Origin of the sequence: Streptomyces pseudovenezuelae (genome assembly GCF_029892565.1) — a bacterium.
GTDB classification, from domain to species: Bacteria; Actinomycetota; Actinomycetes; order Streptomycetales; family Streptomycetaceae; genus Streptomyces; species Streptomyces pseudovenezuelae_A.
On sequence record NZ_JARXVH010000006.1, the window covers coordinates 68261 to 81721 of the forward strand.

Below are 13461 nucleotides of genomic sequence, written 5' to 3' on the forward strand. Positions count from 1 at the left end.
GGTTGTTCGGCCGAATACTCCCCACAGCGCTTGTCAGGGGCACGGCATGTCCGGAATCCGGACGAAGTGGGCCCTGGCTGCGCCTCACGGGCCCCGACCCCACGCGGGCCCCCGACTTCCCCATGTGGAGGAACGACAAGTGAGGATCAAGCGCACCACTCCGCGCAGCGGCATTTCGAGACGGACCCCGCTGATCGCCGTCACCACCGGACTCGTGGCCGCCGCCTCGTTCGCGGTCCCCAGCGCGAACGCGTCCACCGTCACCCCCTTCAGCACGGCGCAACTCAAGAGCGTCAGCGGCTCGGTGCTCAAGGCCGATGTCCCGGGCACCGCCTGGGCCGTCGACAGCAAGACCAACCGCGTCGTCGTCACCGTCGACAGCACGGTCTCCACGACGGAGATCGCCAAGATCAAGGCGCAGGCCGGCGGCGACTCCGGTGCCCTCACGATCAAGCACACCGCGGGTCAGTTCAAGAAACTGATCACCGGTGGCGACGCCATCTACGGCGGCGCCTACCGCTGTTCCCTCGGCTTCAACGTGCACAGCGGGAGCACGTACTACTTCCTGACCGCCGGTCACTGCGGTGAGGTCGCCTCCACCTGGTACTCCAACTCCGCGAAGACCACGGTGCTGGGCACCAACGTGGGCTACAGCTTCCCGACGAACGACTTCGCGCTGGTGCGGTACACCGGTTCGGTCGCCCACCCGAGCGCGGTCGGCAGCCAGACCATCTCCAGCGCGGCCACGCCGAGCGTCGGCACGACCGTCTACCGCCGCGGCTCCACCACCGGCACCCACAGCGGCCGGGTCACCGCCCTGAACGCCACCGTCAACTACGGCAGCGGCGACGTCGTCTACGGCATGATCCAGACCACGGTCTGCGCCGAGGGCGGCGACAGCGGCGGTCCGCTGTACGGCGGTTCGGTGGCCTACGGTCTGACCTCCGGCGGCAGCGGCAACTGCTCCTCCGGCGGCACGACCTTCTTCCAGCCGGTCACCGAGGCGCTGAGCTACTACGGCGTGAGCGTCGGCTGATCAAGCCGCGGAAAAGTTCTGGAATGTGCCTCGGCTGACGAGCCCAGGTGCACAGCGCAGCCGGCGGCAGGCGAGCCCCCGTACGCAACTGGCGTGCGGGGGCTCGCCCTTGTCCGTACCCCGGAGTTACCGTCGAAGTCAGGCAGAACTCCTCTGTAACGCCCACTCGGGACCCTGGGGGCCGGCATGGTCGAGGAGCTGGTGGCGGCGGGAGCTTCCCTCGCGTCCGTCGGAGCGGTGTACGTGATGGCCGCGTCGCGCGTCATCAAACAGTACGAACGAGGCGTGGTGTTCCGCCTCGGCAAGCTCAGGTCCGAGGTGCGGGGACCGGGGTTCACGATGATCGTCCCGTTCGTGGACAAGCTCCGCAAAGTGAACATGCAGATCGTGACGATGCCGGTGCCGGCCCAGGAGGGCATCACCCGGGACAACGTCACGGTGCGGGTGGACGCCGTCGTCTACTTCAACGTGACCGGCGCGGCCGAGGCGATCGTCCGGGTCGAGGACTACCGGTTCGCGGTGGCGCAGATGGCACAGACCTCGCTGCGCTCCATCATCGGCAAGAGCGAGCTGGACGATCTGCTCTCCAACCGCGAAAAGCTCAACGAAGGGCTGGAGTTGATGATCGACAGCCCGGCGGTGGAGTGGGGCGTCACCATCGACCGCGTCGAGATCAAGGACGTCTCCCTGCCCGAGACGATGAAGCGGTCCATGGCCCGGCAGGCCGAGGCGGACCGTGAGCGGCGGGCCCGGGTCATCAACGCGGACGCCGAGTTGCAGGCCTCGAAGAAGCTGGCCGAGGCCGCCAAGGAGATGTCCGAGCAGCCGGCCGCGCTCCAACTGCGCCTGCTGCAGACCGTGGTGGCGGTCGCGGCCGAGAAGAACTCCACGCTCGTGCTGCCGTTCCCGGTGGAGCTGCTGCGGTTCCTGGAGAGGGCGCAGCCGCCGCAGGCGCCACAACAGCCGCAGCCCCAGGTGCAACCGCAGGCTCAGGAGCCGCCGCAACTGCCGCAGACCTCCGGAGAGTCGAATTCAAGCCACGACTGATCCTCACCCTATGACGCCAGTTACTCGCCCGTAGTGTTTGCAGTGCGAATTTTCCTGGGGCGACTGCGAAGGGTTGCGGGCGGGGGCGCGCACGCCGTCGTTCTACGCGCGTCCTGAACTCGACCTTGTGTGCTCCCTGTGCACCTCGGAATAGTAGGCGCCCGTCAACCAGCCTTCCGGTCCGCGAGGTCCCCACAATCTCCCGGGCCGAACCCCCCACAGGAGGACGTGAGTTGAAGCACCGACGCATACCCAGGCGGCGTGTGGCCATCGCAGGTGCGGGTGTCACCGCACTGGTCGCCGCGGGAGTCACCTTCCAGACTGCGAACGCCAGCGAGCCCGCGAAGGACTCCGCGCCGCACACCCTGACGGCCGTGGCGGCCGGAAAGCTCGCCTCGACGCTCGGCCAGGATCTCGGCACCGACGCGGCGGGCACGTACTACGACGCCCAGCAGAAGAGCCTCGTCGTGAACGTCCTCGACGAGACCGCCGCCAAGACCGTCGAGGCGGCCGGCGCCACGGCCAGACTCGTCGAGAACTCCCTCGCCGAGCTCAAGGGCGCCCGTACGACGCTCAAGCAGGACGCGACCATCCCCGGCACCTCCTGGGTGACCGACCCGACCACCAACAAGGTCGTCGTCACCGCCGACCGCACGGTCTCGAAGGCCGAGTGGACCAAGCTCGGCAAGGTCGTCGACGGGCTCGGCACGGTGGCCGAACTCCAGCGCACGAAGGGGGAGTTCAAGCCCTTCATCGCGGGCGGCGACGCGATCACCGGCTCCGGCGGGCGCTGCTCGCTCGGCTTCAACGTGGTCAAGGGCGGCCAGCCGTACTTCATCACCGCCGGGCACTGCACCGAGGCGATCTCCACCTGGTCCGACTCCAGCGGCAACCAGATCGGCACCAACGAGCAGTCCAGCTTCCCCGACAACGACTTCGGCCTGGTCAAATACACGTCCGACGTGGACCACCCGAGCGAGGTCGACCTCTACAACGGCTCCGCGCAGAACATCACGCACGCCGCGGCGGCCACCGTCGGCGAGAAGGTGACCCGCAGCGGGTCGACGACGCAGGTCCACGACGGCACGGTCACCGGTCTCGACGCCACCGTGAACTACGGCAACGGCGACATCGTCAACGGCCTCATCCAGACCGACGTCTGCGCCGAGCCCGGCGACAGCGGCGGCTCGCTCTTCGACGGGGACGCGGCCATCGGCCTCACGTCCGGCGGGAGCGGCGACTGCACCTCCGGCGGGGAGACGTTCTTCCAGCCGGTGACGGAGGCGCTGTCGACCTTCGGCGCGGAGATCGGCTGACCCGACCCGACCCGAACGGTCCTGACCTGCGGTCATGAAGTGAAGTGAAGTCCCGCCCCGCGCGCGAGGGGCGGGACTTTCGCGTACCCGAGGGCGGTGGGGTGAGGCGGGCGTGCTGAGGGAGACGCGCTGCGGAGAGTGCGTAGGAGAAGGGGCGCTACGGAGGCTCAGTCCGCGGCGCGTTCCCTGCGCAGCCCCGCCGCCAGCAGCGTGATCGCGATGCCGGCCGCCGCCCAGGCGGACAGGACCAGCAGGGCGGCCGTCGTGTCGTTGCCCTTGAAGTACGCGATCGAGCGCGCGACCCAGGTCCCGGCACCCGGCGGCAGCGCCGGGCCGATCGCCTTCCAGAACGGCGGCAGCATCGGCAGCGGGAAGGCGCCGCCCGCGCTCGGGTTGCCCGCGATCACCACGAGCAGGATCGCCAGGCCGATGCCGACGACCCCGAAGACCCCCTGGAGCGCGAGCGTCGCCGCCCCGACCGCGAAGGTGATCAGCGCGCCGAGCCCCCAGAAGGCCAGGACACTGCCCGGCAGCGCGCCCAGGATCGGCCCCACGATCACCGCGCCGCCGAGCCCGCCGGCGATCGACACCAGCGCCATCACGACCAGCCGGATCACCGCGCGGCGCAGGTTGGCGGGCCGGGCGCCGGTGCTGATCGCGAGGATCGAGGCGCACAGGTAACCGCCGACGCACCAGCCGACGACCAGATAGAACGACGACAGTCCGTCGAAGTCCTGGGCGGAGGCCCGGGCCACGTCCACCGTCCGGACCGTCCGCTGCTGGGAGGTCTCCAGGGTGGTGACGTACTTCTCCAGGGTGGTGGCGAGGACCGTACCGCCGCCGCTCGCGACCAGGAGCGTGTCGGTGGTCCGGGCCGGGTCGACGATCAGCGCCCCGTCGATGTCCCGGTTCGTGATCTGCTTCCGGGCCGTCGCCTCGTCGGTCACCGTGCGCGGGTCGAACGGCGAACCCGGCAGCCGTTCCAGCCGGGTCACCGCCTGCTGGGCCGCCGCCTGAGGCGCGACCACCCCGAAGGGCACGTCCTTCGGCTTCGGGTTGTGCAGCGCGCCCACGTAGGAGGCGATGAACAGCAGCTGGAGGGCGACCACGCCGAGGACGAGCAGGGTGGCCCGCGGGGTGACGGCGTCCTTCACCTCGGCGAGGAAGCTGTCGTTCTGTGTCATGCCCCCCCCAGGGTCCGTGGGGGCGGCGGTTTCCGCAGGTGGGGGACGGCCGAATGGTTGCCGTACATACGTTCTATGTGATCGTTATCTGTTCGAAACATTACGCGACTCACGCTGCTCTTGGGGCGCTGGTTACATTTGGGGCCCCGGGGGCGCCAACTCGGGCGGAAGCGACAGAAGTTGACCATTCATCAGTTCGCTTTCGCCGTCGTCGGTCTCCGCGGGGGAGTCGTGCAGCCGAGCAACGGGGGAGCGCTGTGCAGAAGGTCGAGCTGACCTATTGGTGGAACGGGCACGAGCCCGGCGATGTCGTCGAGGTGGACGACCCGACCGCGCGGGGAGTGCTCGGGGTGATCGCGCGCCCCGTGCCGGAGTCCGAGCCTGAGCCTGAACCTGATTCCGAGGGTGAGCCGGAGGCCGAGGCGGAGTCCCGGGGATGAGCGAGCCGTACATCACCTTCCCCGACGTGGAACAGCTGGTCGTCGATCTCCTCAAGGACCGCAGCGAGTTGGCGGGTGTCCTGGTCGACGTCCAGCCGCCCTCCGGCTTCGACGGCACGCAGCGCGCCGTGCTGGTCTCCCGGGTCGGCGGTGCCTGGGCGGAGGATCCCCGCCTGGACAACCCGCTGGTCGACCTGGAGGTGTACGGCCCGTCCAAGCCCGCGGCCCACACCGTCTCCCTCGTCGCCCGCGCCCTGATGCTCCAACTCCGGGGAGCGGTGTACGCCGAGGCGACCGTGGTCGACGTCGTCGAGGAGGACGGCCCGCGCTGGCTGCCCGACTACCGGCACGCCACCGCCAACCGCTATGTCTCGACGACCCGGTTGGTGGTCCGCCCGGCCTGACGGCCGCCTTGAACGCACCACTTCCGGTGCGGGATGCGTGTCCGTCCCCTCGGCGCGGGGCGGGGGTGCCGGGTCGGTCCCGCGCACGGCCCGCGCCACATCCGCAGTACCTCCGCACCACGGCCTTTGCAGGTCCGCACCACGTCCGTAGCACGTCATGTCCCACTCCCATCAAGGAGCAAGTGATGGCCGGAATGAACGCCAAGGAGATCAGGGTCGCGGGCAGCGGCCGGGTTCTCATCGCCCCGCTCGCCACCGCCCCGCCCGCCGACACCGCCGCGGCCTGGGGCGCCGGTTGGAGCGACCTCGGCTACACCACCACCGACGGGGTCAAGATCTCCAAGAAGGACAAGCTGGACCCCGTCGACACCTGGCAGAGCGTCAGCTCGGCGAGGTTCGTCTACTCCGACCGCGACCTCAGCTTCAAGTTCCAGCTCCTCCAACTCAACGAGGACACCCTGCCGTTCTTCTTCGGCGGCGGGAAGGTGAAGGAGACGGCGACCGGGTCCGGGCTCTACAAGTACGAGCTGGCGGCCGAGCCGAAGTTCGACGAGCGCATGCTCGGGCTGGAGTTCACCGACGGGGACGAGGTCAGGTACCGCATGATCGTCGCCCGCGGCCAGGTGACCGAGACGGAGGAGATCTCCCTCGTCCGCACGGCCCCTGTGAAGCTCGGTGTGACGTTCACGGCGCTGGCCACGGTGGACGGCGCCCCGCTGGCGACGTTCCTGATGAAGGACCCGAGCTTCAGCGCGGCCTGACTCCGCGGCCTGACTCCGCGCCCCCCGCACGCCTGTTGACCCGTTTGTTGAGCCGTCCCGCAAGGAGCCCGACCCCTCATGGCCCGTTTCAACGTCAACGCCGCCCGCGCCCAGCGCCTCGAAACCCTCGGGAAGGACTGGGAGTTCGAGGTGGACACGGATGTCTTCCACCTGCCCACCGAGTTCCCGCGCAGCATCGCCAAGCAGATCGCCACGCTGGAGGACAACGACATCGACGGTCTGCTCGCGCTGCTCCTTGGACCCGAGCAGTTCGAGCGGTTCTGCAAGTACGACGTCAGCGTCCAGGACGTCTCCGCGATCCTGGAGGCGTACGGCAGCGAGACGGGGATGACGCTGGGGGAAGGCTGAGCCTCGGCGCGCTGGTCGACGAGCATGCCGAGGCCCTGGAGGCGGACCTGCTCCGCCACTACGGCGTCGACCTCCTCGACTGGCACCGGGGCCGTCTCTCCTCCCGCCGGCTGCGCGTCCTGACCGAACACCTGCCGGCCGACTCGTCCTTCGCCCGAGCCGTCCACGGCGAACAGGCGGACTGGACGATCACCGACCACCTGCTGGCGTCGGTCGTCGACCAACTGGCCGTCGCCAACTGGATGTTCGCCACGGTCAACCGCGACGAGGACACGGAGCCGGCGCCTTATCCGGAGGCGGTGCCGAGGCCGGGCGACGGTGCCACCGAGGTTCCTGAGCAGGAGACCCCGCCGACCGTGGAGCAAGGAGCGTCGGCGGCGGAGATCGTGGCCTTCCTGAGCTCGCCGAGATGAGAGGAACCGGCACTTGAGCGACATCAAGGAACTGGTCGACCAACTGAACGCCAGGGTCCAGAAGCTGGAGGACAACCCCGGCGGGACACCGGCTCTGTTCGCCGCCCGGTTCAAGCAGCAGCTCGCGGCCGCCTCCAGCATTCCGGCGGAGTTCAAGAACGCCGTCCAGACCGAGATCACTTCCTGGAAGGCGCAGCAGGAGGCCCAGCACTACGACCACGAGAACATCGCGGCCAAGACCGAGACCGTGGGCGGCAAGGCCGAGGCGGTCGGCGGCAAGGTCGAGGCCACTGGCCTCCAGGTCGGTATTGCCGGGGGGCAGTTCGAGTACAGCCTGTTCAAACACGAGAAGGCCGTGTTCGACCTCAACAAGATCCTGGAGGACCGCGAGCAGAGGAACCGGGACCGGGTGATCGACGGCCGTTTCGCGGACTTGGTGCGGACCGACAGGAACATCAGGGCGGCGATCAGCGCGGTCCAGGAGCGCATCACCACCAGCGCCAGAGAGGTCCGGCGCTCAGCGAACGCAGGCGACCAGCGGGTGCGCGAGCAGGTCGCCGTCGTGCGAGCCGGCCTCAGGACCGCCAACCGGGTGGCCCACTCGGCGGAGCAGAGCGGCAGGAACGCCCTGCAGCAGATCAGAGACCTGCGCAGACACGTACTCGTCAAGACGAGGGAGGCCGAGGGAGATCTCAAGGCCACTCTCAGGAAAGTCCGCACCCTGGACCGTGAGGTCAAGGACGGCATGCAGCAGGTCCGTGAGCTGGAGGGCAGTGCCAGGGGGGCGGGGCGGTCCATCCAGGGGCTGCGCAACGACCTCAACTCCCTTGAACAGACCCTGCGTCGATAGCGACCGCACGACACCGACCCCAACGGCGACACCGACGGAGCCAACCCACCATGCAGACGTCACTCGTATCGGTCACCCGGGCGCTGAACCAGATGAGGTCCGCCGCCACCAACACCGGCGGTGCCGTCACGCGCATGCGGACCGCGGTCACCGGCGCCACCGGTTCCGTCGACCGGCTCAAGAACGCGGCGACCCAGTCGAGCACGGCCACCGGCCGGCTGCGGACCTCGGCCACACAGGCGAGCGCCGGTCTCAACCAGATGCGGACCGCCGCCGTGGTCGCCTCCGCCGATGTCCAGCGGGCGGGCCGCAGCGCGGCGTCGGGCGGCGGCCTCTTCAGCCGGTTCAGTCAGGGACTGAAGACCGCGACCACCGCCCAACGCGGCCTGAACACCGCGATGAAGGCCAACATCATGGGCGCGATCCTCTCCCTCATCATGCCCCTCATCACCAAGCTCATCGACATGGCGATGCAGTCGAAGACCGTGCAGGCCGTCATGCAGGCGGCGTTCAAAATCATCGGCCAGGTGGTGGGGGCGGCCATGAAAGCGGCGTCGACCGCGATCCGGTGGCTGGTCGACGCGGGGAAGAACGTGGTCACCTGGCTGAAGGCCAACTGGCCATTGCTGGTGGCCATTCTGACCGGCCCGGTGGGCATCGCCGTGCTGGCGATCGTGAAGCACTGGGACCGGATCAAGGAGGCGGTCGGCTCGGTCCGCAACTGGATCGTCGACAAGTGGAACTCCGTTGTCGATTTCCTGCGGAGCGTGCCCGGGAAGATCGTGAGCTTCTTCGCCGAACTGCCCGGCAAACTGAGGAACATGGGCGGTGACATCGTCCAGGGCCTCATCAACGGCATCCGCGACAAGGCCTCCGCCGTCCTCTCCGCCGTCAAGAACTTCATCGTCGACAAGATCCCCGGGCCGATCCGCAGCGCCCTCGGGATCTCCTCCCCGTCGAAGGTGATGATGGGCTTCGGCGGGGACATCGGCGAAGGCCTCGCCCTGGGGATGGAGGGCGCCGGCAACCGTGTCGCGGGCGCCGCCGGCCGGCTCGCCACCGCCACCGCGCGCAGTGTGATCGGCCCCGGCTACAGCCTCGCCGGAGCCGCGGGCGCCCGGTCGGCGATCCGCACCGGCGCCGCCGCGTCCGCGCCGGTCACCGTCAACGTCCACCCCCGCCCCGGCCAGTCCGAGTACGAGATCGGCCGGATCACCGCCCGCGAACTCGCCTGGGCGGCCAAGCGATGACCGGACAGCAGCTCCAGCAGCCGGTGTTCGAGGTGGACGGCTGGGCCGGGAACACCGTCGACGACACCGGCGTCGAATGGTGGGTCACCAGCGAGCAGGGCTGGGCCGCCACCCCGCCGGTCCGGCTCACCCTGATCGACCGCCCCGAGCGGCACGGCGCGTTCGACGCCCCCTCCTACCGGGGCCCGCGCGTGATCACCCTGGAGGGCACCGCCGTCACCCCCGAACGGGCGGTGCGGGAAGCGGCCAAGGACCGGCTGGCCGCCGTACTCGCCGACGGCAGCACGCTGTTGCCGCTCGTCGTCACCGAACCGCACCGCACCCGACGGGCGTTGGTCCGCCTCAGCGCCGAGACGAAGATCGTCGACCGCAAGTCGGGCTTCGAGTTCTCCCTGACCATGACCGCGCCGGACCCGCTGCGGTACTCGTACGGGCTGAACGCGAGCACCTGTCCGCTGCCCTCCTCCAGCGGCGGGGTCAGCTTCCCGCTCTCCTTCCCGCTGAACTTCGGGTCCGGCTCCTCCGGTGGCCGGCTGCTGCTGGAGAACGCGGGCACCGCGCCCACCTGGCCGGTCTGGCGGATTGCCGGGCCCTGCGTCCAGCCGGTGATCACCAACACCGCCACCGGCGACGAACTCGCCTTCGAACTCACCCTCCAGGAAGGCGAGTTCCTGCTCATCGACACCGACGCGCGCTCGGTCCTGCTCCAGGGCACGGCCTCCCGCCGCTCCACCCTGCGGCCCGGCTCGGACTGGTTCCCGTTCCGGCCGGGCGCCACGCCCGTCCTCTTCCGCGCCCGCGACTACGCCCCGGCCGCCCGGCTGACCGCCGAGTGGCGCGACGCCTGGCTCTGAGACCGCCCCCGACAAACGGCTACAGAAGGAACGCCCCGCATGGCTGACTTCGAGCGCGACTCCGGATGGCTCTCCGGCAGCGTCGTGGACGCCGAGGACGCCCGCCTCGCCACCGGCGTGCTCGCCGCGGCGTCCGCGAACCCCGGCAACCCGATCGCCGCCCGCACGGGAATCAGACCCGGACCCGGCAGCCCCGGCAACGTCGAGGCGACCTCGACTCCCTCGCGCAATGTGACGGTACGGCCCTTCCAGGGCGTCATCCAGGGCACCCGCAGCTCCGCCGCGGGCGCGTATCTGATCACGCTCGCCCAGCAGAAGACCCTCGACGTGCTCACCGCCGCCCCGGCGGACTCGTCCAACCCCCGGATCGCCCTCGTCGTGGCCCAGCAGACCGACCGGCAGTACGGCGACGAGAGCGACGGCATGCTCGTGCGGGTCGTGCCCGGGACGCCCGCGGTCACACCGGTCGCGCCCACCGTGACCGGCGACTGGCTGCCGCTCGCCGAGCTCACCGTCCGGGCGAACGCGGGGGCGATCACCCCGGCGGACATCAGGGACCTGCGTGCCTACACCGTCGCCGCAGGCGGCGTACTTCCCCTCCAGGCCCAGGAGTCCCTGCCGGCCGACGGCTACTCCGGACAGCGCCTGTACGACCTCGAGACAGGGCTCGACCTCGTCCGCGCCGGGACCGGCTGGCGCCCCGCGGCCACCGGCGCCGTCCAGCTCTTCGGCCCGGCCGACACGGGCTGGCCGCAGACCGGTGGCTCGGCGGGCGCGAGCCCGTACACCTTCAACCAGGTGACCGTGCCGGCCGCGCCCTACCCCCGGATGCTCCAGATCACGGCGCAGGTGACCGTGCAGACCTCGGGCACCGACGAGCGGTGGGACCACGTGGTGCGCGGACAGGAGGGGGCGGTCTCGGCCCTCGCCTGCTTCCACGGCGGTCCTACGAAGATCATCACCAGCGTCGCGACCGGCCACCGGCTGCTCCCCGCGACGACTCCGCTGGTGCTGACGCAGTACTTCGGCCGGGGCGGCGGCGTCACGACCGGCACCGCGGCCGTGTTCTCGGCCGCCGCGCACTACACCGGCCTGCGCGTCCTGGCCCTCCCCGTCCCGTGACCCTCCGACCGGAAGAGGCACTTCCATGAGCACGCCCACCCCAGAACGCGACTCCGGCTGGATCTCCGGCGGTGTCGTCGACGCGGAGGACGCCCGGCTCGCCACCGGCGTGCTCGCCGCGCCCGGGGCAAGCCCGGTCCAGGCCCGCAGCGGCATCCGGCCGGCCACGGCCGACCCCGCCAGGGTCCAGCCCACCGCCACCGTGTCCGGCAAGGTCACCGTCAGCCCCTTCCAGGGCGTGATCCAGGGGACCAGGGCCACCGCGACCGGCGCCTACCTCGTCACGCTCGACCAGCAGAAGACCCTCGACGCGCTCGGCACGAACCCCGCCGACTCGGCCAACCCGCGCAACGACCTGATCATCGCCCGGCAGCGCGACGCGCAGTACGGCGACACCACCACCGCGATGACCGTCGAGCTCGTCAAGGGAACCGCCGCCGCCACCCCCACCGACCCGGCGGTGACCGGCGACTTCATCCCGCTCGCCCGGATCAGGGTCGCGAAGAACGCCACGTCGATCGCCGCCGGCGACATCGACGACCTGCGCGTCTGGACCACCGGCGCCGGCGGCATCCTGCGGGTCTGGGGCGAGGCCGGCCGGCCGGCCTACCCCTACAGCGGTATGTACATCCACCGCTGGGACACCAACCACCTTGAGTGGTACGACAGTTCGGCGGGCTGGCGGGCGGTCAACGACGACACCGGCTGGACCACCCTCACCCTCCTCACCAACTGGACCGTCTACAACGGCGAGACGCCGGCCGTCCGCCGGATCGGCTCCCTCGTCCACATGCGCGGCGCCATCCGCACCTCCGTCGCCGTCGCGGGCAACGGGATCACCGTCATCAACGTCCCGGCGGGCTTCCGCCCGACGATGGGGCACCACTGGTACACCGTGCTGGGCGGAGTGACGCGGGGCCTGGAACTCATAGTCCGCACCGACGGCTCCGTGGCGGTGTTCCCCCAGGACACCCCGCTGCCGGTCAATCAGCTGCTCTACCTCAACACCAGCTGGCTGGTGGGCTAGTGACCACCCGCCCGACCCGCTACACCTACTACACCGCCGACCTCGCCACCGGCGCGATCACCGACGAACTCCCTTTGTACGACGCCACGTTCAGTACGGAGCTGAACGAAGCCGGCGAGTTCCGCGCCCGGTTGCCCCTCGGCGACCCCCGGGTGAGCGTCCACCGCCCCCGTGAACTCACCGAACCCGGGCGGGCCGCCCTCTACGTCGAGCGCGACGGCGTCCTCGTCTGGGGCGGGGTGATCTGGACCGCCAAGTACACCTCCGCCGACCAGCACCTGGAGATCGGGGCGGCCGGCTTCCTCTCCTACTTCGACCATCGCCGCGTCCTGCCCGCCGACTTCGACCCGAACACCACCGACCTGGCCTCCGTCCACGTCTCCTTCACCGACACCGACCAGTCCCACATCGCCCGCACCCTCGTCGCCGTCGCCCAGGCCCACGCGGGCGGCGACATCCGGATACGCCCCGAGTCCACGGCCCCCTCCGGCATCACCCGCACCCTCGACTACCCCGGCGCCGGCCTCAAGAGCACCGGCGAGGCGCTGCGCGAACTGGCCAGCCTGGAGGACGGCCCCGACTTCCTCTTCGACATGGCGTACGGCACCGACGGCCGCCCCGTCCGCAGACTCCGCGTCGGCACCCCCCACCTCGGCCAGCAGGGCACCCCGCACGTGTGGGAGTACGGAGCCAACCTCATCGGCTACGCCTGGCCGGTCGACGGCGCCTCCACCGCGACCCGAGTCTTCGCCCTCGGCGAGCAGCGCGAGACCAGCCAGCTCGTCGCCGTCGCCGAGGACCGCACCACCGGACGGCCGCTCACCGAGACCGAGGTCTCCTACGTCCAGCTCGCCGACGTCAACATCCTTCGTTCCCAGGCCCGTTCGGCCCTCGCCGCCGTGTCGGCCCCCGTCGTCCTGCCCGAACTGACCGTGCGCGCCGACCTGGAACCCGTACTCGGCTCCTACCAGGTGGGCGACGACGCCACCGTCGTCATCAAGGACGTGTTCTTCCCGGAGGGCACCCACTTCGACGTACGGATCACCGGGATCGAGGTCACCCCGGGCAGCGACGCGGGGGAGGAGCAGGTTCAGCTGACCGTGACACCCGCCACGAACACCCCCTGACCTCGAACCAGGAGCACACCGTGACCAGGATCAACCGCCCCGACACCCTCCTCACCGAACTCCGTGACATCAAGCGCCGCCTGCACGCCCTGGAGACCGCCCAGCGCACGACGGGCAACGCGACAGCGGAGACGGACACTCCTGGAGCCGATGAATCCGAACAGGCCTCGGAGCGTCACGAAAAGTAGTTCTATCGTCACTTTCTGTCGTCGACCTCTCAAGTGCTCTGCCCCGCCCGGGAGATGGCGGGGCAGTCCCGTT

16 protein-coding genes are annotated in these 13461 nt (G+C 70.1%); 15 read left to right on the forward strand and 1 reads right to left on the reverse strand.

The features are described from left to right. Positions 1-139: 139 nt before the first annotated feature. The 3 genes from M2283_RS20235 (at position 140) to M2283_RS20245 (ending at position 3399) form a co-directional block, all read left to right on the forward strand. On the forward strand, positions 140-1036 hold the full coding sequence (locus M2283_RS20235; RefSeq protein ID WP_280877712.1) for a S1 family peptidase: 897 nt from the start codon (positions 140-142) through the stop codon (positions 1034-1036). Between the two features lie 186 nt (positions 1037-1222). Continuing rightward, positions 1223-2083, forward strand: coding sequence for a slipin family protein (locus tag M2283_RS20240; RefSeq protein WP_280877713.1), 861 nt, complete (start codon positions 1223-1225; stop codon positions 2081-2083). A 233-nt stretch (positions 2084-2316) separates the two neighbouring features. Then, positions 2317-3399 (forward strand): S1 family peptidase, encoded by a 1083-nt coding sequence (locus M2283_RS20245; RefSeq protein ID WP_280877714.1) that lies wholly within the window; start codon positions 2317-2319, stop codon positions 3397-3399. Between the two features lie 167 nt (positions 3400-3566). On the opposite strand, the gene M2283_RS20250 is transcribed toward M2283_RS20245, so the two are convergent. Next, positions 3567-4583, reverse strand: a complete 1017-nt coding sequence (locus M2283_RS20250; RefSeq protein ID WP_280877715.1) for a DUF3533 domain-containing protein — start codon at positions 4581-4583, stop codon at positions 3567-3569. Positions 4584-4840: 257 nt separating this feature from the next. Between M2283_RS20250 and M2283_RS20255 the strand changes: the two genes are divergently transcribed. The 12 genes from M2283_RS20255 (at position 4841) to M2283_RS20310 (ending at position 13388) form a co-directional block, all read left to right on the forward strand. Beyond that, positions 4841-5023, forward strand: coding sequence for a hypothetical protein (locus tag M2283_RS20255; protein ID WP_280877716.1), 183 nt, complete (start codon positions 4841-4843; stop codon positions 5021-5023). Further along, positions 5020-5427, forward strand: coding sequence for a hypothetical protein (locus M2283_RS20260; protein ID WP_280877717.1), 408 nt, complete (start codon positions 5020-5022; stop codon positions 5425-5427). The genes M2283_RS20255 and M2283_RS20260 overlap by 4 nt, the downstream gene beginning before the upstream one ends. Before the next feature lie 185 nt (positions 5428-5612). Beyond that, positions 5613-6188, forward strand: coding sequence for a phage tail protein (locus tag M2283_RS20265; protein WP_280877718.1), 576 nt, complete (start codon positions 5613-5615; stop codon positions 6186-6188). Between the two features lie 78 nt (positions 6189-6266). Next, entirely contained in the window at positions 6267-6557 is a 291-nt protein-coding gene (locus M2283_RS20270; protein WP_124002523.1) for a hypothetical protein, read from the forward strand. 242 nt (positions 6558-6799) lie between these two features. Further along, on the forward strand, positions 6800-6970 hold the full coding sequence (locus M2283_RS51655; protein WP_348538916.1) for a hypothetical protein: 171 nt from the start codon (positions 6800-6802) through the stop codon (positions 6968-6970). 13 nt (positions 6971-6983) lie between these two features. After that, a complete protein-coding gene (locus M2283_RS20280) occupies positions 6984-7820 on the forward strand; it encodes a hypothetical protein (RefSeq protein WP_280877719.1) in 837 nt (278 codons plus the stop codon). A 50-nt stretch (positions 7821-7870) separates the two neighbouring features. Beyond that, positions 7871-9070: a phage tail protein gene (locus M2283_RS20285; RefSeq protein WP_280877720.1), complete on the forward strand. Its 1200-nt coding sequence runs from the start codon at positions 7871-7873 to the stop codon at positions 9068-9070. After that, a complete protein-coding gene (locus M2283_RS20290) occupies positions 9067-9924 on the forward strand; it encodes a phage distal tail protein (RefSeq protein ID WP_280877721.1) in 858 nt (285 codons plus the stop codon). Before M2283_RS20285 ends, M2283_RS20290 begins: the two co-directional genes overlap by 4 nt. Positions 9925-9963: 39 nt before the next feature. Beyond that, positions 9964-11046 (forward strand): hypothetical protein, encoded by a 1083-nt coding sequence (locus M2283_RS20295; protein WP_280877722.1) that lies wholly within the window; start codon positions 9964-9966, stop codon positions 11044-11046. A 25-nt stretch (positions 11047-11071) separates the two neighbouring features. Continuing rightward, positions 11072-12073 (forward strand): hypothetical protein, encoded by a 1002-nt coding sequence (locus M2283_RS20300; RefSeq protein WP_280877723.1) that lies wholly within the window; start codon positions 11072-11074, stop codon positions 12071-12073. After that, positions 12073-13200, forward strand: coding sequence for a hypothetical protein (locus tag M2283_RS20305; protein ID WP_280877724.1), 1128 nt, complete (start codon positions 12073-12075; stop codon positions 13198-13200). Before M2283_RS20300 ends, M2283_RS20305 begins: the two co-directional genes overlap by 1 nt. A gap of 20 nt (positions 13201-13220) precedes the next feature. Next, positions 13221-13388 (forward strand): hypothetical protein, encoded by a 168-nt coding sequence (locus M2283_RS20310; RefSeq protein WP_280877725.1) that lies wholly within the window; start codon positions 13221-13223, stop codon positions 13386-13388. Positions 13389-13461: the final 73 nt, after the last annotated feature.